This window comes from Agromyces sp. Y558, from assembly GCF_059445415.1.
In genome coordinates, this window is the sequence record NZ_JCAIUH010000004.1 from 368,987 (window position 1) to 387,984 (window position 18,998).

19 protein-coding genes and 3 tRNA genes are annotated in these 18,998 nt (G+C 66.2%); 10 read left to right on the plus strand and 12 right to left on the minus strand.

The window, feature by feature from the left end:
* Positions 1 to 37: 37 nt before the first annotated feature.
* The 4 genes from ftsH to tilS form a co-directional block, all read right to left on the minus strand.
* The gene (gene ftsH, locus AC1C2T_RS19315; RefSeq protein ID WP_495363089.1) at positions 38 to 2,053 is read right to left on the minus strand and encodes an ATP-dependent zinc metalloprotease FtsH; all 2,016 of its coding nucleotides are present in this window, start codon (positions 2,051 to 2,053) and stop codon (positions 38 to 40) included.
* Positions 2,054 to 2,316: 263 nt separating this feature from the next.
* Positions 2,317 to 2,868 carry a hypoxanthine phosphoribosyltransferase gene (gene hpt / locus AC1C2T_RS19320; RefSeq protein WP_495363090.1) on the minus strand — a complete coding sequence of 184 codons (552 nt, stop codon included), beginning with the start codon at positions 2,866 to 2,868 and terminating at the stop codon, positions 2,317 to 2,319.
* 38 nt (positions 2,869 to 2,906) lie between these two features.
* Complete coding sequence (locus AC1C2T_RS19325) at positions 2,907 to 3,329, minus strand: hypothetical protein (RefSeq protein ID WP_495363091.1); 423 nt, start codon at positions 3,327 to 3,329, stop codon at positions 2,907 to 2,909.
* A gap of 48 nt (positions 3,330 to 3,377) precedes the next feature.
* Complete coding sequence (gene tilS / locus AC1C2T_RS19330) at positions 3,378 to 4,526, minus strand: tRNA lysidine(34) synthetase TilS (RefSeq protein ID WP_495386347.1); 1,149 nt, start codon at positions 4,524 to 4,526, stop codon at positions 3,378 to 3,380.
* Between the two features lie 92 nt (positions 4,527 to 4,618).
* On the opposite strand from tilS, the gene ppa reads away from it, so the two are divergent.
* The 4 genes from ppa to AC1C2T_RS19350 all read left to right on the plus strand — a co-directional run bounded on the left by ppa (position 4,619) and on the right by AC1C2T_RS19350 (position 8,301).
* A complete protein-coding gene (gene ppa, locus AC1C2T_RS19335; protein ID WP_495386348.1) occupies positions 4,619 to 5,104 on the plus strand; it encodes an inorganic diphosphatase in 486 nt (161 codons plus the stop codon).
* Positions 5,105 to 5,278: 174 nt separating this feature from the next.
* Entirely contained in the window at positions 5,279 to 6,151 is an 873-nt protein-coding gene (locus AC1C2T_RS19340) for a LysR family transcriptional regulator (protein WP_495386349.1), read from the plus strand.
* 78 nt (positions 6,152 to 6,229) lie between these two features.
* A complete protein-coding gene (locus AC1C2T_RS19345) occupies positions 6,230 to 6,748 on the plus strand; it encodes an SRPBCC family protein (RefSeq protein ID WP_495386350.1) in 519 nt (172 codons plus the stop codon).
* 173 nt (positions 6,749 to 6,921) lie between these two features.
* Positions 6,922 to 8,301 (plus strand): DHA2 family efflux MFS transporter permease subunit, encoded by a 1,380-nt coding sequence (locus AC1C2T_RS19350; protein ID WP_495386351.1) that lies wholly within the window; start codon positions 6,922 to 6,924, stop codon positions 8,299 to 8,301.
* 19 nt (positions 8,302 to 8,320) lie between these two features.
* Here the strand turns inward: AC1C2T_RS19350 and AC1C2T_RS19355 are convergent, their stop codons facing one another.
* Genes AC1C2T_RS19355 through AC1C2T_RS19365 form a run of 3 tightly spaced genes read right to left on the minus strand, consistent with a single transcriptional unit; the run spans position 8,321 to position 11,456 of the window.
* Complete coding sequence (locus AC1C2T_RS19355; protein ID WP_495386352.1) at positions 8,321 to 8,806, minus strand: GNAT family N-acetyltransferase; 486 nt, start codon at positions 8,804 to 8,806, stop codon at positions 8,321 to 8,323.
* 54 nt (positions 8,807 to 8,860) lie between these two features.
* Entirely contained in the window at positions 8,861 to 10,144 is a 1,284-nt protein-coding gene (locus AC1C2T_RS19360) for a C40 family peptidase (protein ID WP_495386353.1), read from the minus strand.
* Complete coding sequence (locus AC1C2T_RS19365) at positions 10,137 to 11,456, minus strand: peptidoglycan DD-metalloendopeptidase family protein (protein ID WP_495386354.1); 1,320 nt, start codon at positions 11,454 to 11,456, stop codon at positions 10,137 to 10,139. Before AC1C2T_RS19365 ends, AC1C2T_RS19360 begins: the two co-directional genes overlap by 8 nt.
* Before the next feature lie 222 nt (positions 11,457 to 11,678).
* Between AC1C2T_RS19365 and AC1C2T_RS19370 the strand changes: the two genes are divergently transcribed.
* The 3 genes from AC1C2T_RS19370 (at position 11,679) to AC1C2T_RS19380 (ending at position 12,055) form a co-directional block, all read left to right on the plus strand.
* Positions 11,679 to 11,751, plus strand: a tRNA-Glu gene (locus AC1C2T_RS19370).
* A 65-nt stretch (positions 11,752 to 11,816) separates the two neighbouring features.
* Positions 11,817 to 11,890, plus strand: a tRNA-Asp gene (locus tag AC1C2T_RS19375).
* Positions 11,891 to 11,979: 89 nt separating this feature from the next.
* Positions 11,980 to 12,055 (plus strand) — tRNA-Phe (locus AC1C2T_RS19380).
* 151 nt (positions 12,056 to 12,206) lie between these two features.
* On the opposite strand, the gene AC1C2T_RS19385 is transcribed toward AC1C2T_RS19380, so the two are convergent.
* A complete protein-coding gene (locus tag AC1C2T_RS19385) occupies positions 12,207 to 13,319 on the minus strand; it encodes a tyrosine-type recombinase/integrase (protein WP_495386355.1) in 1,113 nt (370 codons plus the stop codon).
* Positions 13,319 to 13,516: a hypothetical protein gene (locus AC1C2T_RS19390; protein WP_495386356.1), complete on the minus strand. Its 198-nt coding sequence runs from the start codon at positions 13,514 to 13,516 to the stop codon at positions 13,319 to 13,321. The genes AC1C2T_RS19385 and AC1C2T_RS19390 overlap by 1 nt, the downstream gene beginning before the upstream one ends.
* A 138-nt stretch (positions 13,517 to 13,654) precedes the next feature.
* Between AC1C2T_RS19390 and AC1C2T_RS19395 the strand changes: the two genes are divergently transcribed.
* Positions 13,655 to 14,371: a hypothetical protein gene (locus AC1C2T_RS19395; protein ID WP_495386357.1), complete on the plus strand. Its 717-nt coding sequence runs from the start codon at positions 13,655 to 13,657 to the stop codon at positions 14,369 to 14,371.
* Positions 14,372 to 14,448: 77 nt separating this feature from the next.
* On the opposite strand, the gene AC1C2T_RS19400 is transcribed toward AC1C2T_RS19395, so the two are convergent.
* The 3 genes from AC1C2T_RS19400 to AC1C2T_RS19410 form a co-directional block, all read right to left on the minus strand.
* A complete protein-coding gene (locus AC1C2T_RS19400; RefSeq protein WP_495363098.1) occupies positions 14,449 to 14,910 on the minus strand; it encodes a hypothetical protein in 462 nt (153 codons plus the stop codon).
* 480 nt (positions 14,911 to 15,390) lie between these two features.
* On the minus strand, positions 15,391 to 16,239 hold the full coding sequence (locus AC1C2T_RS19405; protein ID WP_495386358.1) for a hypothetical protein: 849 nt from the start codon (positions 16,237 to 16,239) through the stop codon (positions 15,391 to 15,393).
* 43 nt (positions 16,240 to 16,282) lie between these two features.
* The gene (locus AC1C2T_RS19410) at positions 16,283 to 16,960 is read right to left on the minus strand and encodes a hypothetical protein (RefSeq protein WP_495363100.1); all 678 of its coding nucleotides are present in this window, start codon (positions 16,958 to 16,960) and stop codon (positions 16,283 to 16,285) included.
* Between the two features lie 72 nt (positions 16,961 to 17,032).
* Here AC1C2T_RS19410 and AC1C2T_RS19415 point away from each other — a divergent pair, with 72 nt between their 5' ends.
* Together AC1C2T_RS19415 and AC1C2T_RS19420 are read left to right on the plus strand one after the other, a co-directional pair.
* Entirely contained in the window at positions 17,033 to 17,701 is a 669-nt protein-coding gene (locus AC1C2T_RS19415; RefSeq protein ID WP_495363101.1) for a hypothetical protein, read from the plus strand.
* A gap of 230 nt (positions 17,702 to 17,931) precedes the next feature.
* On the plus strand, positions 17,932 to 18,870 hold the full coding sequence (locus AC1C2T_RS19420; protein WP_495363102.1) for a hypothetical protein: 939 nt from the start codon (positions 17,932 to 17,934) through the stop codon (positions 18,868 to 18,870).
* Positions 18,871 to 18,998 lie beyond the last annotated feature (128 nt).

Below are 18,998 nucleotides of genomic sequence, written 5' to 3' on the forward strand. Positions count from 1 at the left end.
CCCTTCTTCGGGTCGACGGACTTGGACCGACCGACGACTACGCCGTGGCGGGGCGCGGGTTCGACCGGGGCGCGCGCGCCGCGGTCTCGTCGACGGGCAGCTGGCCGGAGTCGACTCCGCCGTCGACGGCACCCTGGTCGATCGGCATCTTCTCGGTCGGGAAGGCGATCGGAGGCCGGTCGGACACGGGGCGCTTGTCGCTCGACAGCCACTGCGGGCGCTCGGGCAACCTCTTCACGTCTTTGAAGATCTCGGCGATCTGCTTGTGGTCGAGCGTCTCTTGTTCGAGCAGTTCGGCCGCGAGCTTGTCGAGGATGTCGCGGTTGTCGTTCAGCACCAGCCACGCCTCGTCATGCGCCTGCTCGATGAGCGAGCGCACCTCGGCGTCGACCCGCTCGGCGAGCCGCTCGGAGTAGTCGCGCTGGTGACCCATGTCACGGCCGAGGAAGACCTCGCCGCCCGACTGGCCGAGCTTGATCGCACCGACGTTCGCGCTCATGCCGAATTCGGTGACCATCTTGCGAGCCGTCGACGTGGCCTTCTCGATGTCGTTCGACGCGCCGGTCGAGGGGTCGTGGAACACGATCTCTTCGGCAACGCGGCCGCCCATCGCGTACGTGAGCTGGTCGAGCAGTTCGTTGCGGCTGATCGAGTACTTGTCTTCGAGCGGCAGCACCATCGTGTAACCGAGGGCGCGCCCACGCGGCAGGATCGTGATCTTCGTGACCGGGTCGGTGTAGTTCATCGCCGCGGCAGCGAGTGCGTGGCCGCCCTCGTGGTACGCCGTGATGAGCTTCTCCTTGTCTTTCATGACGCGGGAGCGGCGCTGCGGGCCGGCGATCACACGATCGACGGCCTCGTCGAGGGCCCGGTTGTCGATGAGCTGCGCGTTCGAGCGCGCAGTGAGCAGCGCTGCCTCGTTGAGCACGTTCGCGAGGTCGGCACCGGTGAATCCGGGCGTCTTGCGCGCGAGCACCTCGAGGTCGACGCCGTTGGCGAGCGGCTTGCCCTTGGAGTGCACCTCGAGGATCTTCTGGCGCCCCTTGAGGTCGGGCGCGTCGACGCCGATCTGCCGGTCGAAGCGGCCGGGGCGCAGCAGTGCCGGGTCGAGGATGTCGGGGCGGTTCGTCGCCGCGATGAGGATGACGTTGGTCTTCGGGTCGAAGCCGTCCATCTCGACGAGCAGCTGGTTCAGCGTCTGCTCGCGCTCGTCGTGCCCGCCGCCGAGTCCGGCACCGCGGTGCCGGCCCACGGCGTCGATCTCGTCGACGAAGATGATGGCGGGCGCGTTCTGCTTGGCCTGCTCGAAGAGGTCGCGCACGCGGGATGCACCGACGCCCACGAACATCTCGACGAAGTCGGAACCCGAGATCGAGTAGAACGGCACGGCCGCTTCACCGGCGACGGCTCGTGCGAGCAGCGTCTTGCCGGTACCGGGAGGGCCGTACAGCAGCACGCCCTTGGGGATGCGCGCGCCGACGGCCTGGAACTTCGCGGGTTCCTTCAGGAACTCCTTGATCTCGTGGAGCTCTTCGATGGCCTCGTCGGCGCCGGCGACGTCGTCGAAGGTGACCTTCGGGCTCTCTTTCGAGACGAGCTTCGCCTTGGACTTGCCGAACTGCATGACCTTGCTGCCGCCGCCCTGCATGCCCGAGAGCATGATCCAGAAGAAGAGGCCGATGAGCACGAGCGGCAGGAGGATGCCGAGCATCGAGAGGAACCAGTTCGGCTGCGGCACCTCGTCGTTGTAACCGTCGGCCGGGTTGGCCTCGTCGACGGCGGCGACGATGTCGGCGCCGCGCGGCGTCACGTAGTAGAACTGCACCTGCTTGCCGAGCTCGTCGTCTTCCTTGGCGAGCGTGAGGTCGACGCGGTTCTCACCGTCGACGATCTTGACCGAGGCGACCTTGCCGTCGTTCAGCAGTTCGAGGCCTTCTTGCGTCGACACCTCTTTGAACCCAGAGGCGGTGATGAGGCTCGAACCGATCCACACGGCGACAATCGCCAGCAGAATGTAGATGATCGGCCCGCGCAGGATCTTCTTGATGTTCATGGTGCTGACAGGCTACCGCGGCGGTGCTGCAGGTCGGCTGCGTGTTCGCTGTGGGCTGCGCAGCAGGGCTCAGCGAACCAACAGGCGCAGCCGCTGTGGGCTGCGCAGCAGGGCTCAGCGAACCAACAGGCGCAGCCGCTGTGGGCTGCGCAGCAGGGCTCAGCGAACCAACAGGCGCAGCCGTCCCACGAGCCCGACTGCGGTCGCACCCCCCTCCCATGCGATGACGCTAGGGCCTGCGACCCCATGAGCGCCCGGGAGATTCAGCTGTAGACGTGCGGTGCGAGGATCGCGACGTCGCGGAGGTTGCGGTACTGCTCGGCGTAGTCGAGGCCGTAGCCGACGACGAACTGGTTCGGGATGTCGAAACCGAGGTACTTGACCGTCACGGCGACTTTCGCGGCGTCGGGCTTGCGCAGCAGGGCGCAGATCTCGACGGACTCGGCGCCGCGTGACTCGAGGTTGCCGAGCAGCCAACTGAGGGTGAGGCCCGAGTCGATGATGTCTTCGACGATGACCACGTGCTTGCCGGTGAGGTCGGTGTCGAGGTCTTTCACGATGCGCACGACGCCCGAGGACTGCGTGCCCGCACCGTAGGAGGAGACCGCCATCCAGTCCATCTTCACGTGCGGGCGCAGCTCGCGTGCGAGGTCGGCCATGACCATGACGGCGCCCTTCAGCACGCCGACGAGCAGCACGTCGCGGCCCTCGTAGTCGGCCTCGATGCGGCGGGCGAGCTCGGCGAGCTTCGCGTGGATCTCGGCTTCGGTGACGAGCACCTCGGTGAGGTCGGCCTCGATCTCGCGCGCGTACATTCCGGTCTGCTCCTCGTTGCTCGGCGGATGCCACGAGCCTACCGGTCGCCTCCTGTGGATGCCGCGCCGGTCGTCGTTGCACGCTGCGCGTCCCGCAGCCAGAGCGTCGTGATGACGATCAACGGCACCTGCGTGGCGGCGTAGACGACGTGGAATCCGTAGTGCTCGATGGTCTGCGCCGGCTGGAACGGCAAGAACCCGAGCGGGAGCACCGTGAGGATGCCGCCGGCGAACGAGAGCCAGCCCCAGACGAGGAGCGCCCACGTCGCGACCCGCCTGATGGGGCGGACGAACCAGCAGCCGGCCAGCACGAGCGTGATGAGCGTCGGCACGAGCGTCTCGGCGCTGAGGATCGTCTGCCCCGGGAGGTCAGCGACGTTGTGCACGAACATGCCGAGCCAGGCGATCGCCGCTGATGCCACGATCGCGACGGGCCATCGCCGCACTGAGGGCTGTTCCATGGCCCGACGTTGGCACGCCCCGCGCCCGCGCGCAAGGCGCGCTGCACCTCAGGCCGCCGTGAACACCAACAACTCACCGATGCGTGCAGCCTGGACGCCCTGCAGGTCGATCGGGCCCTGGCCGTGCCAGTCGGTGACGAGTCGTGCAACCTCGAGGGTCTGGGCGCGAGAGAGCGACACCCCGAACTCACTGCCGACGACGTGCCTGATGATGCGTTGGCGCAGCGCCGCCGGGTTCGCCGCGAGGGCGCCGACCGACACCGCGATGCCGGCCTCGGCGGGCTCGCAGATCTCCTCGATGAACTCCTCGATCTGCTCGGCGAACGCCGCCTCGTCTTCACGCAACTGCTCGGCGGTGCGCACGAGCGCCTCGGCGATGCCCGGCCCCAGCTCGGCTTCCAACACGGGCAGCACCCGTTCGCGCACGCGCACGCGCGCAAAGGAGTCGTCGGTATTGTGCGGGTCGTCCCACGGGGTGAGCCCCGCGTCGAGGCATGCCTGCCTGGTCGTCGCACGGCGGATGCCGAGGAGCGGCCGGGCGTACCTGCCGGCACGCGCCGGCATGCCCGAGAGGCTCGCGGCGCCCGAGCCGCGGGCGAGGCCGAGCAGCACCGTCTCGGCCTGGTCGTCGAGCGTGTGCCCGAGCAGCACGAGCACTGCACCCGTCTCGATGGCGACGGCATCGAGGGCGGCATAACGCGCTGAGCGAGCGGATGCCTCGGGCCCGCCCTTGCTCCCTGAGCCCGTCGAAGGGACCTCGGGCCCGCCCTTGCTCCCTGAGCCTGTCGAAGGGACCTCGACGCGGCGCACGATCACGGGGTCGAGCCCGAGCTCGCGCGCGGTCGCCGCTGCGGCGGCCGCGACATCCGCCGACCCTGCCTGCAGCCCGTGGTCGACGACGACGGCGCCCGCGCGGAGCCCGGCGCGCGGCGCCTCGAACGCCGTGGCCGCGGCGAGCGCGAGCGAGTCGCCGCCGCCGGACAGCGCGACGAGCACGAGCTTTCCGTTCGCTGAGCCCGTCGAAGCGGGCTGGGCCGCCGCGTCCCCTTCGACAGGCTCGGGGAACGGGACGAACTCGGGCAGCACGCCGCGCACGGCGCGGCGCACGTCGGCGATCGGCGGTGTCAGTCGCGGCCGGCGCGGGGTCGCGACCCCTTCGGCAGGCCCAGGGAGCGCCGTCGGCTGGTCAGGAGGCATCAAGTAATCTTATTCCGCCGATCGCGGCCGCTCCCGAACGGGTCGGCCGCAGGCCAAGCTTCGAGAAGTGCTTCCAGAAGAAGGAGAACACCATGGGCGAGTACGCCGCCATCATCGAGATCCCCAAGGGGAGCCGCAACAAGTACGAGATCGACCACGAGACCGGGCGCGTCTTCCTCGACCGTGTGCTGTACACGACCTTCGTCTACCCGACCGACTACGGCTTCTTCGAGAACACCCTCGGCGACGACGGCGACCCGCTCGACGTGCTCGTGCTGCTCGACTTCCCGCTCTTCCCGGGCGTGGGCGTGAAGGTGCGCCCCGTGGGCGTGTTCCACATGACCGACGACGGCGGCGGCGACGCGAAGGTCATCGCGGTGCCCGCGGGCGACCCGCGCTGGAACCACATCCAGGACCTGACCGACATCCCCGAGTTCACGCGCAAGGAGATCGAGCACTTCTTCGAGCACTACAAAGACCTGGAGCCCGGCAAGTGGGTCAAGACCGAGGGCTGGGGCGACGCGGCCGAGGCCGAGGAGCTCATCCAGAAGGCGATCGACAAGTTCCCGGGTCACTGACCAGGGCATGAACTGAGCGGATGCCGCGAGCTCGCGACATCCGTGATGCAGAAGGGGCGGGCCTGACGGCCCGCCCCTTCGCTGTGCTCGGGCCCGGGTCGGGAGGACATCGGTCGATTGGGAGGACGATGACGCGCCGGACGCGCACGCGACTCTCATAGATACTGTTGATACATGTTGGATGTCACACGGCTCCGCATTCTGGACGCCGTCGCCCGGCACGGCTCGATCACGGCGGCAGCGAAGGAGCTGCAGTACTCGCAGCCCTCGGTCAGCCATCATCTGTCGCGGCTCGAGAGCGAGAGCGGCGCGCAACTGCTTCAGCGGGTTGGCCGCGGCATCCGGCTGACCGAGGCCGGGCAGGTGCTGGCCGAGCGCGCCGCCGAGATCATCGGCCGTCTCGACGCGGCGACCGCCGAGCTCAGCACCTACGTCAGCCTGGGCGCGGGTCGCCTCCGGGTCGCCGCATACGCGACGGCCGTGGTCGCGCTGATGCCGCGGGTGGCGGAACTGTTCGAACGGCAGCACTACGGACTCCGCATCGAGATCGTGGACACCCACCCACCCGAGGCGATCGACCTGCTGCGCCGCGGTGAGGTCGATGCGGCCATTGTCTTCCGTTACGACGAGAGCGCCCAGGACCCTCCGGGGGTGCGGTTGCAGTTCCTCCGTGACGACCCGACGTACCTCCTCACGCTCGACGGCAGCACGATGGCCGATCTACATGACGCGACCTGGGTGGGCGGATGCGCGCGATGCACGCAACACCTCGTGGAGTTGTGCGAACGTCAGGGATTCGAGCCCCGCATCGCCCACTCGACCGACGACATGGTCACCATTCAGGCGCTGGTCGCCGGCGGCATGGGAGTCGCGACCATCCCCGGTCTCGCCCTAGAGGCACACCGCCACCCGAACATCCAGGTCTCGGTCATCCCCGGTGGGGCGCGCCAGATCTTCCTCGCCACCTACGGGGACCCACCTGATCCGCCCCCGGTGGCCGCCTTCGCGGCCGCATTGGAGGTGGTCGTCAGCAGGTCACGGGCCTGACGATCCATCAACGCGGTCTATAGATCAGGTCGAGGATTGACATTGGACGGCATACGTGGATCGGGCAACCCTTGGAGTATGACAAAGCCACCTGCCACCAAGGACTACTCCACGACCGTCACCATCGCACGCAACCCAACAGAGGTGTATGCCGCCATCTTGGACGCGCGCTCCTGGTGGAACGACACGATCGATGGTCCGACCGAAGCGGTCGGGGACGAGTTCGGACTCGAGGTCGAAGGATTGCACCGAGTGCGGATGCGTGTCACCCGACTTGTCCCGGGCGAGTTCGTCGAATGGGTGGTCGTCGAGAACTACTTCGCCTTCGTCGAGGACCAGACGGAGTGGGTCGGCGACCGCATCGTATTCGAGCTCGAGGAGATGTCTGGGGAAACCCGCCTGACGTTCACTCAGCATGGTCTGCTGCCCGAGCTCGAGTGCTACGACGTCTGCTCGAATGCCTGGTCCTTCTTCGTTCGCGACAGCCTGCGCCAGCTTGCAGAACACGGTGCCGGTTCGCCCGAGAGCCGATCCGGCACGGCTGCGCCGGCGGAGCGCGCCCACGCCGCAGCCGACGCGCTCCGCGACCGCGCCTGAGCGACGTCCGGGGCGGTCGGGGTTATCGCCACGGGCGGCACGGTTGCCCAGACCCTCGAGATGGTCGCGGGCGGGTTTGACCCCGGCGCGTCCGCGATCAAGGTTTGCATTTTGTCCGCCGCCAGCCGGGCTTGGAGTGGGAATCGTGATGAGACCGACGAAAGGAACCTTCCATGACCGAATCAGCTAACGTCCGGCCTCAACAACAGACCGCCCAGGCGAATCGCTGGCGCATCCTTTGGCTGGTCGGTATGGCACAGCTGATGCTGATCATCGACGTCACTGTCGTGGCCGTGGCCCTCCCGCACATCGGAGCTGACCTGGATGTCGGGCGTACCGGTCTCACGTGGGTGGTCGCCGGCTACACGTTGGCTTTCGGGGGCCTGCTGCTGGTCGGTGGGCGCCTTGTGGATGCTTACGGCGCGCGGCGCGTCGTGCTGCTCGGACTCGCGGCATTCACGCTCGCCTCGCTTGCTGCCGGGATGTCGAACTCGGAGAGCATGCTCTTGACGGCGCGCGTGGCCCAGGGAGTTTCGGCGGCTGCGCTCTCGCCGGCGGCGCTGTCGATTGTGGTGACGAGCTTCGATGGCGAGGAGCGCAATCGCGCACTCGGGATCTGGTCGGCCCTGGGTGGCGCAGGCGCCGCTCTGGGAGTGTTGTTGGGCGGTGTGCTCGCAGGTGGTCCGGGTTGGCCGTGGGCGTTCCTGATCAACGTGCCGGTAGGAGCGGTGTTGTTCGTGGCGCTGTGGAGGTCGCTGCCGCGCCGAGCGCGACCGCAGTACGTCGCGCGAATTGATGTGCTCGGTGCCGTCCTGGTTACAGCAGGGACGGGGTCACTGACCTTCGGTCTGATTCAGGCCGGAGAGGTGGGGTGGCTCGACCCGGTGGTCCTTGTGAGCGCGGCGGTCGCCGTCGCCCTCTACGCCGCGTTCGTCGCCCGGCAGCTCACGACCCGTCATCCCTTGATGAACATCCGGCTCCTGGCGCGGCGACCTGTCGCGACGGGCACCGCGCTGATCACCGTCGCGACAGCGCTGATGGTCATGGTGTTCTTCCTCGGGACGTTCTATTACCAGCGCTTCGAAGGTTTCGGTGCGCTCGCCACTGGCCTGCTTTTCCTGCCCGTGGCGATCGCCACCATGGTCGGGGCGCAGGTGGCGGGACGTCTCCTCGGCCGCCTCGGAGCTCGGACGCTCGGCGCGGCTGGATTGGTGGTCGCCGCACTCGGGATGACCGTAGCCGCGCTGGTGGGAAATCCGGTCGCCGTGACCATCGGGGTGTCGATCGCTGCGGCGGGTACTGGCGTCGCATTCGTGGTCGCCTCCGCCACCGCGCTCGGGCAGGTGGCGCCCGAAGAGGCTGGGGTGGCGTCGGGCATCGTGAGCACGTTCCACGAGTTCGGCGCAACGCTCGGCGCAGCGCTCGTCTCCAGCGTGGCGGCTGCCAGCATCGCCGGTGATGGCCTGAAGGGCTTCTCGGCCGGGTTCGGCGCTGCGGCGGTCGTAGCGGTCGTCTTCGGTCTGCTGGTCGCGATCATCGCACCGCGCCGATGACGCCAGGGCAGCGGTCGTCCTAGCTCAGGTCCTTCACGTAGCGTCGGCACGGCACCGCGACCGTGCCGCCGGGCACCTCCGCTTCGTAGTCCACGACGCCATCGTCGCGCCAGCCCGCCTTCTCATAGAACGCACGGGCTTGTGCGTTGGCGGTCACGACCGCGAGCCAAGCGCGTCGGTGACCTGCCCTCGCGATCGTGGTCTGCGCGTGATCGAGGAGGAGACGAGCGGATCCGCTGCCCCGCGCGGCCCTGTCGACGTAGATCTGCTCGACTTCGTCGTCGATCGTGATGATGAAGCCGAGGACTACCCCCGCCTGTTCGGCGACGGTGGTGTGGGGGATGCGGGCGCGAACGCGCTCTGGGTAGCTTGCGGCGGTCCGGTGCTGGTAGAGCTCGCTGGGCACGTGGCCGTCGTGTGCATCGCGCCACCCTTCATGCCAAATTCGCGAGAGGTCATCGACGTCCTCCGGGGTCGCCGCGCGGATGACCACTGACTCGTTCACGCATCCCCCTCAATGATGGGGTGTTCACGAGCGCTCCGCGCTCGCACACCGGAATCAGCCGGCAGGGCGCGCTGCGGCTGAAGGGCTGCCCCAGATCGGCCACTCGCGCACGGGCTTGCCGTAGTCGGGCGCTTCGAGGATGCGGCCTCCGCCGAGGTAGATCGCGACGTGGTAGTAGTTGCCCGACGAACCCCAGAACAGCAGGTCGCCGCGCTGCGCGCTGCCGAGCGAGACCGCCTTACCGCGATTCGCGAGGGTGTGATACTGGTTCGTCGCCGAATGCGTGCCGATGCCGATGCCCGCCGCGGCGTACGCGGCTCGTGTGAGGCCCGAGCAGTCCCACGAGTCTGGACCTGCACCGCCGAGCTGGTAGGGCTCGCCGAGTTGCTGGCTCGCGAACCAGATCGCCGTCTCGACGGCACCCGCGTTCGGCGGGGCCGGGTCGGGGTTCGGGGCCGGAGTGCCGCCGCCGCTGCCGCCACCATCACTGTTGCCTCCACCGCCGCCGGGCGCCGGGCCCGGTGCGGGCGCCGGTCGAGTGACTTCGGCGAGCGCCGCAGCAGCCGCTGCCCGCGCCTGGCCCTCGATGCGTTCACGTTCGAGCTCGGCGGTCGTGTCCTTCAGGGTCGCGAGCTGGGCGTAGAGCTCGACCGAACGCTGCTCCTGCGCCGTGACGGCCGAGAGCGCGGCTTCTGCTGCGGCATTCGCCTCCGTCGCCTTTGCCTCGGCGAGTGCGGCGAGGCGAGTGCGTTCGGCAGCGGCGGCGGCGGCCTGGGCGCGCAGCGCGTCGGCGGTGTTGCGATCGGCGACCGCCTGCTCATACACGGACTGCGACTGCTCACCGAGCTTGGAGGCCATGCCGAGCTGCTTCAGCAACCCGTCGGCGTTCTCGCCCGAGAAGACGAGCTCGGCGCTCAAGTCATTACCGGCGGTCTTCGCGAGATGCGCGGCGAGGAGCCCGGCGCGCATCTTCGAGATCTCGGCGACCGCGTCGGCCTCGTCGGCCTGCCGGGCGAGCGTGCCCTCGCGTTCGGCCGCCCGATCGCGCTCGTCGACGGCGATGCGGTACGACTCGGCCGCGATCTGGGAGGCCTGCACCGCGACATCCGCCGCCTGTTGCAAGCCCGCGAGCAGCTCGCCGACCCGGTCGATCTCGGCCTGCTTGGTCGCTTCGTTGGTCTTCGCCTGCTCGATCTCACTCCACGACGGATAGTCAGGCTCGGCCATCGCCGGGCCGCCGGCCGCGACGACCGACGCCGTGACGGCGCCGACCGCGACCGTCGAGAAGACCGTCGCGGGCTTCACTCGCGACACGGGCCTGGTGCGGTTCTCAGCCAAGACTGATCCCCCGATCGGCCATGAAGGGAAGCGGGTCGATGCGGTTGCCGCCGCTGTACACCTCGAAGTGCAGGTGGCATCCGTCAGAGGCGCCTGTCGTGCCGCTCGAGGCGATGTTCTGGCCGGCTTCGGCCCACTCACCGGCGCCGACGAAACGCCCGCCGTCGCGGATGTGCGCGTAGCCGGTCCAGATGCCGCCGCCGTGGTCGATCTGGATGTAGTTGCCGTAGGTGCCCGAGTATCCCGAGAACCTCACCACGCCGCTGTTCGCCGCGTAGATCGGCGCGTCGCACCCCGTACCGAGGTCGACGGCGTAGTGGAAGTCGCCCGAGCACCCGTCGCCGGCGCAGATCGGCGAGCGTGGCCCGAAATCGCCGGTGATGCGACCCGCAGCGGGCTTCGCCCAGCCGGATGCCGACGGCGTACCCGGCGTGCCTGCGCGGAGCGCTTCCTGTCGGCGCCGTTCCTCCTCCGCTTTGCGGATGCGCTCACCCTCTTCGAACGCCGCCGTGGTCTTCGCCTCGGTGTCCTTGAGGAAGGCGAGCTGGGCCTCCAGCTCGATCTTCTTCGCCTGCGATTCGGCGAGCGCGGCCTCAGCTGCGGCTTGCGCCTCCTGCGCGGCCACCAAGGCGGCCTCAGCGGCGATGCGCAGCTTCTCGCGCTCGGCTTGTGCCACCTCGGCCTGGTCGCTGAGCGCGCGCGCCGTGTTCTTCTTCTCCTGCGCTCGGTCGTAGATGCTCGAGGTGCGCTCGACCATCTTCTCCATGCTGCCGAGCTTCGCGAGCAGCGCCTCCGTCGCCTGCGCGTTGCCGGCGTCGAGGAAGAGATTCACGCCCACATCGCTGCCGCCCGAACGGTAGAGCTGCGCGGCGACCTGGCCGGCGTTCGTCTCGGCTGCCTGAGCTTCGGCAGCGGATGCGTCGGCCTGAGCCTGGATCTGGTCAGCTCGAGTCACCGCCTCGTCGTACTTCTGCTGGGCGACGAAGAGTTCGTCGGTGCGGCGCTCGGCCTCGGCGCGAGTCACCTCGACATTGGTCGCGAGTTGCGCGATGAGTGCGATGACCTGATCGACGGCCGCGGCCCCCGCTGCGGTGTTCGCCTTCGCCGCCTGCAGGTCGTCCCAACTCGGATAGGTGACGGCCGTCGCGGCCTGCGGCGCCGCGATGACCGGGCCGAGCAGCGCCGCTGCAGCGATCGCGACGACGGCACCCCAGCGACGCGAAATACTCGAGCGGCGCGACCCCGTTGCAGCGCCTCGAATCAGGCTCGTTTTGGCTCGAGCGGTCGGCCGTCGGTCTGTGGTGCGGTACATCTTTCCCCGTCCACGCGGGCTCGGGTCCCCGCGCTCCTCATCTCTCGGTTCGGGCACTGGCAGCCCAACGATAGGGGCGGGATCGGCGCTTTCCGGGCATTTGGGGCGCATGTCCGCGGATGCCGCCTGGTGAGCCCCGCGGCATCCGCGCCCCTCGTTTTGCCATCTCGCGTGAGTGCACGTATGCTTGGCTGTCGGCGGGCGTGCCCAGCAATGCCCTCCGGCCCCATCGTTTAGTGGCCTAGGACACCGCCCTTTCACGGCGGCAGCACGGGTTCGAATCCCGTTGGGGTCACTGCACGACATACAATTGAATAACTCCGGTGCCGCAAGGCACCACGGTGTTGCAAGACACCACGAGGCCCTGTAGCGCAGTTGGTTAGCGTGCCGCCCTGTCACGGCGGAGGTCGCGGGTTCAAGTCCCGTCAGGGTCGCTCAGGCGACAAGCCCTTTCCCTTTCGAGAGAAGGGGCTTTCTCCTTCTCGAGGCAGCAGGTCCGGTGAGAATCGGGCGGATGCCCCGAGGCTCTGTAGCTCAGTTGGTAGAGCGCACGACTGAAAATCGTGAGGTCACGGGATCGACGCCCGTCGGAGCCACCATCGAAACCCCCGGTTGACCGGGGTTTTCTGGTTTCAGCGGGCGATCTCGCCAGGGCGCCGGTGGGGCTGTGCCATTAATGTGCCATTAAGGTCGGCAGGGGGCCGCCGTCTGGTTGGTTTCGGTGGTTCGCCGCCCGCGTTGTTGAGCGCGTCATTCAAGAACCGCGCCGGTGCGGAGTGCAACGCCCTCGCGGGCGCGCGAGTAGCGCTCGGTGACCTGCAGGCTCGAGTGCCCGAAGGTCGCCTGCACGTCGGGTGCGCTGGCGCCGGCGTCGAACAGGATGGTTGCGAAGGTGTGCCGGAGGTCGTGGATGCGCAGGTCTGGCCGGCCGATTGCCTCGCGAAGCGTCTCCCAGCCGACGCCTCGTCGCGCGTTGTGGTTGGTGAGCCGGCCGCCGTCGGGTCCGGCGAACAGCAGGTCGTTCGTCTGCTTGCCTCTCGCGGCGGCCTCGGCGTACGGGCGCAGCGCGTCGATCAGCGGGACGTCGCGGGACTTGTGGCTCTTCGGCGACTGCTCGATCAGCTCGCCATGCTGACCAGGACTCAGCGATCGGCTGACGTGGATGACACCTCGGTCGAAGTCGACGTCACCGACGCGCAGCGCGGTGGCCTCCCCCGCCCGCATCCCGGTGTAGACGAGCGCGGCGAGGTAGCCGCGGTAGGCGCCCTCGGGTACGAGGTCGAGGAGCGTTCCGATCTGGTCGAGCGTGAGCGCGCGAGAGACCGGCGAGATGGACTCGCGCATGCTCGGCCGCTTCACCTCGCGGGCCGGGTTGTGATCGATGAACCGGGAGCGCCGCGCGCCATCCAGCAGGCGTGAGAGCACTGCGAGCGCATCGTTCTTGGCGGATGCCCCGCCCGGCCACGCCACCATCGCGGACTCGATCATCGGCGAGGTGATGTCTTCGAGCCGGTGCCGGCCCAGGCTCGGCTTCACCCGCAGCCGCCAACCCACTCCGTAGCTGCGCGCGGTCGCCGGGCGGATGGATGACTCGATCGCGGGCCAGTACTTCTCGTACCACTGCTCGAGCGTCATCGACCCGTTCGGGTTGCGGCCGGCGACCAGCTTCGCCAGCTCGCGCTTGGCTTCGGCGAGCGTCAGGAAGGTGCGGGAACGTTCGGCCGCGCCGCCCTCGACGCTCGGGCCAACGACGCGAATCTGGTACCGCTGCCGGTCGGCGCGCCAGCGGATGCCCTCCGGGAGCGGGCGGCCCGTTCTCGGATCGACGCGGGTCGGAGTATCCCGGTCCGGCCGCCCGGCCATCAGCGTTCTGTTCCGCCCCGGGCGAGCAGGTCATCGATCGTGTCGGCGCTCCAGAGCAGGTGCTTCACCATATGGGCGTCGGGCTCGGGGATGAGGCCGTCGTGGCGCAGCTTGTCGAAGCTCGAGACTGGGATGCGGCACCGCTCGGCCGCCTCGACTCGGCTCAGATACTCGACCCTCCACGCGGTGTCGACCATGACGCTCCCCCTCGACTCATCGGCCGCCGACTGGCATCTCGTGCATGCCGACCCACGCGCGGCTAGTTGCAAGTACCTGAGATTATCACTGCACGCGGGTTTCGGCAAGTACCTGAGTTGTGTGGCTAGACTCAAGCCATGGGCCTTCCCGAACCATCCCCATCCCCATGGGCGAACCAGTCGCAAGACGGACTACTCGACGCGGCCGACCTGCCCGACGGGTGGTATCTGCCGACGCGCTTACCTGGCGAGCGGAGTGAAGACGCGAGCGCGCAGATCGACGAGCTCCTCGGGTACAACGATTGGGCCAACACAGAGGAGGCTCAGGGGCAGCAAGTCTCCGACCAGAACGAGACGATCGACGGGCGCTGGCGCTACATCGAGCACGAATCCACGCGCACGCGCGTGATGATCCGCCTGCAGCGTCAGCTCTTCGCCGTACCCGAGGAGATCCGCATCACCGGCGTGATCTACCTCCCGTGGCGCCCGGGTGACCCGATCACGAGCCAACTCCTCCGCGAACTGCCGACCGCCCGCATCGAGGCTGCGATCAACAACCGGCTGTTCGCGATGAAGCGAACCGAGACGATCACGGGCGGGAAGATCGTCCTGCCGTCGGGGCGGAAGGTCAGCGAGCGCGATCTGCTCAAGCCGCTGGGCGACCCGAAGAGTATGCCCGACTTCTACGAGATGGTCGCGCTGCAGCACGGCCGGCTCACACAGCAGGGCGACGCGAATCCGAGCGCGACGATGGCGCGGATCAATAGGGTCGCGCTTTCGACTGCGCAGGGCTGGATCACGAAGACCCGCGAGCGCGGTCTGCTGCCGCCTGGGCGGCGCGGGCGCGCAGGTTAGCCCGAACGCCGCCAACGTTCAAACAGTGCACGGGGAACTCGACCTTGCGCGACAAGGCGCGATCTGGGCGCTCTCAATCAACTTGGAGTGCTGAGCACTGTCTCGAGCTGGTGACCAATTCCGGCCGCGACTTGCACGAAGGCGTCGCCGATTGCAGCGGAGACGCCCCAGATCCTGATCAAATGCGAGGTGGAGATGAGGGTGACGCCGAAAAGCGTCCGGCTGTACTTGCCCAGATTGTCGGTGGGCAACGCGATCGCCGGGAGCGGGAGAGTCGGGGGTCTCTCGATGAGCGACTCCGTGAAGACGGATTCGCCATGAGCGACGCCCGATAGATGGGAGTAAATCGCCGCTGCGTCTTCCTCCCAGCCGCACTCCTTCAGAACGCTTCTCACAAAGTCCGTGCGGGATGGGACCTTCTCCGCTGCCAGGACCTTTATGGCGTCGCGCTCGCTTATCGCTCGCTTGATGGCATCCGCGATCGATTCTGCAGAGAGCATGCTGATTCCGCGGCTCGCACCCGCTTCGAGTTCGGTCACGATCATTGCTCTCGCGCGGTGTTCGGCGCGGGTCGCAGTCGGGGCGCTCATCACCCACCAGGCGCGACCCCAGGTTTCGAGGAAGCTTCGCTCGATCGCCGCGACGCTCGGCCCATGGGAGGCCGGCAGCGTAAGCAAGCCGGCGATGGAAGCCAGGTAGTCCGTAGTAATTGCGACGTCGAGGCCAACTAGGCGAGCAGCAGCATTGACGTCTCTCGACCGATCGACTCTGAGAACCCCCGACGGGTGAGTCTCACGGACAGCGAGTTGAACTGGTTGAATCGCCGCAACCAACTGTTGGAGACAGTCCGCCACGGCAGCTCTTTGACCTCGAGTCGATCCGTAACCACTCATTCGGTGGAAGCCCTTCAGCCAAGGAGCGGAGCGCCGACGATCATTGGAACCAGCAACACGACGGCGGCCACGCCCCAATGTACTTGAGGAGCCAATCCTGCAGCAGCGCCTCGCTTGCACTGGAATCTACAAACTCGGCGGTGCTTCCGCCATGTAGTCGAGCGAGCCAGGACGGCGATCCAAGTCATCTGGAAACTGCCCAGTTTCGACCAGTTGGAAGGTGTCCGCGACCTGCTGGTCAACCATACGAAGGAGCTCGAAAACGTCATGCAGGCGTCCACCGTGAGGAACCGCAATACTTACGGGCAATGCCATGTCACATTCTGCTTCGCGAATCGGAACGTCGGACATGATTCGAAAGATCGGATCCCCGTCCTGCACGGGATCGGTACCTGCGATCCACTCCCATCCGGGTCCGACGGCGTGGGAGAAGAAGTCGTCGCCATTGTCCAACCAAGCCCCAAAGCTCACATGATGCTTGTCCCGGGCGATGACATCCGCACGCAGAAGACCCTTGTGCTTGTCTGCAATATCGAGGTCATGGAGGATGACGAAAATGCCTTCCTCCACTGGCTCGAATGAGAACGGCTGAACAGCTTCAAGGCGACTCAGAATGTCCTTCGGAACTGATGACAACGGCCCCTTCACTTGCTCCTCCCATTGCTTGCGCGTTGTGCAAATGGGGAAATAGATCCTTCGAAGATGACGCGAGTGTGGAGTCCTCCCATCGAGATGTGCGACCTCCCAGGCCAGCGCATCCAGCGCAGACCGGTAGTTGTGAATGACATCGCCCAAGAGGAGTGACCATTCATAAACAGGGGCGGAGCGGTGCACACGGGCACAGAACGTGACAGTGCGCCTATCTTCAGAGAACTGTGCGGCTAGCCCCTTGGTCGTGCTGGTCGAGTAGAGCTCGGTGGAGGCAAAGAACTCGCCCCCAATTGGCGAGCCCGCGTCCACTTGAGTTGCGGCCAAAGGGAGTAGTCAACTCCTGGTCGAAGTTGACGGACCGGCCCGTTCATGACCCAAGGCCCTTGTTGGGACGGTCCTTGTACCAAACCACATCCCGCCCCACCCGGTCCCCACGAGGACTGAAACCACAGCGGGTCAATATCTCTGAAACCGATTCGAAGGTTAGGCGGAACTCTTTCTCCAACTCACGGCTGGTCCAAGACTCGCGATCGCGAAGGAACGAACGTAGGTCATCCGAAATGTCATGGCACTGCACGGCGATCCGGAACTCATTCCGGATGCCTTCGTCTTTTGTCCGGCGCGGAGCCAACCATACGAAGCGAATCACCTGAAAGTAGGCGGCGAACTCGAACACAGTCTGCAGCGAATCGTGAACGTCAACCACAAACGACCAGATATCGTCCCCGCCGACGCCTTCGTTCGCACGCAACCACAAGCGATGGCCGAACCCATAGGAAGCCGAGAACGCTTCCACCTCGGCCGCGGAGACATCTCGGGCGATGAAGATCGGGCCGTCCACCCGGTCCGCGCCCTCGAACGACAGGATTGCGGCGATGGTGGTGTCCGTTGGCCACTCGCGCCAAAGTGCAATTCGCGCGGCGTTTAGGCCAAGACGTTCAACTTCATCGGCTACCGCGTCGAGGAAGTTAGGGGCCCGATCATAGATCTCAATCGGTCGGACGTACTCTTCTTCGGGCGTCCACCAAGACAGCATCACCTGCACCGGGCCAGCATGACATGGGCGCGTTGAGTCGCGTGCACGTCTAGCCGCGAGTCATGCCATACGTTCGTTCACATGCGCCTGACTCTCGAATCCGACCTGGACGGACCTGAGAACCGCCGTCTCTTGAAGATAGATGCGCCCGAATCGCAGTCCTTCGTGCACGCTGCACTCTTCGAGCACAAGAAATATGCTGACCCGCTCGAATCCGACGCTCTCGTCAACGCCACGGGCCACGTGCCATATCACTACGAGATCGTCTACATCAACCCGCCGCGAGGCGAATGGGTCCCGCCCAGCATCCGAGTTCCTTTCGACGTGAGCGTGGGAACCTTCGCGACGTTTTTCGGCCCAGAGATCACGGATGAAACTCCGCATCTCCGATTGGCTGCAAGAGGTCCGCGGGGAGATTCAGGCTTCTACCCGGCCGAAGTTGTATTCGACCTGATCCGTAACGGCTTCGAGATCTACGGCTATGCGGTTGCCGGGCTGGCGCTAGTTCAATTTGCAGCGAGACGACGAGCAGGTGTGCCATTTGAAGCTGTGCACCGCTGGAAGAACACTGGCAAGGCCAATCACGAGCTTGTGCGATTCGTTCAGCGTCAACCTGAGTGGACGGCGACCTCGCTCGCAAATCTGCTCCAGTCGTCTCCAGAGGCGTCCCGATCACTACTGCAGCTTTGCGGCTTTCACCCGATCACGGAGAACGGTCTCTGGTGGCGCACCCCAGACGAAGCCAGCTGATCCACTGCTGGCAGGGCGATGCGAACCCGAGCGCGACGATGGCGCAGATCAACAAGGTCGCGCTGTCGACCGCTCAGGGCTGGACAACAAGGGCGCGCGAGCACGGGTTATTGCCGCTTGGAAGGCGCGGTCGGGCGCGTCAGCGGAAGGCCTGTCCGCGATTCGATGCCGTGGGATTTTGGCTCGCAGACTAAACACACTGCCGACTCCTGTCATCCATACTTGTGCCCATGCGCCTTGCCGACCAGCTACCCCAGATCGAGGTGTACCAGAACGCCTGGGCGCATGCGTTGATAGCCCTCGGGCTCCTGATTATTTCGGAGCGGCTCGGCAAGCTTCTAATCACTTACCGAAATGACTATCAGCCGATCACAAGCCTGTTCCAGGTCGAGAGCAGCGTGGGGTTCAACGCCGTCTACCGCGTGTTGTTTACGCCGCTGTGCATCGTGGGCGTGGCGATCGCCCTCTACGCACTGGATCTCGACTGGCTAGTCGTCAACATTTGGACAGTTTCCGTTTGGTACGCGGTGCTGCAGGCCACGATGATCATCATCGGGGCGCGCTGGGCGCTAGTCCACAAACTGCAGTTCTTCGTGTTCCATGCACTTTCGATCGGGATTTCGTACTTCTTGTACGACGTTCTCATCAAGAACGGGTTGAGTCGACTGCTCCCAGATGAGGCCAACCTGCGAACGGACCTTTGGCTTGTCGTCATCCTTTTCCTTTATGGCCTTTTCCAATCCATCCGCCGGAACGATGACCCTTCCAAACGGACCACATATGCGCTCAAACGGGCCCAGAAGTTTCGACGCAAGTTCGCCCATGTTCTCGAGAAGTATGAGCTTGGATTTCAGGACATCCTCCTAGCGGTGATGATCTTCGAGGATTTCAACCGACCAGCGGTGGCGCGCATTTGGGAGAACTTCACGGGGGCTCACACGAGGACAATCATGCAGGTACCCAACGTCTCAACGGATGAGCAGGGCATCATCGCGACAGCTGAAGTGATGCTGCCCCTTTACAAGAAGTACATGGCGGTTCCAGCCGCAGATACGTGGCCGAAGAGCCAAGCCCTCAGGGCGATCTTCGAAGTCCATAACCCAGATGCATACGAATACGTCTCTCGAGTTGAAGAGTTGTACAACGACATCAAGCGAGAGGCGGTCTGATGTGCGCACGGATTGCTCCGGCGCCTCCTGAGCGCCAAGAGCGTGGGCTGCCCTAGGTGTATTTCCCCGACACGTTGTGAACGTGGGGTGATGTAGGCGAGGACCTCCGGGACGATGTGGGTTACCAC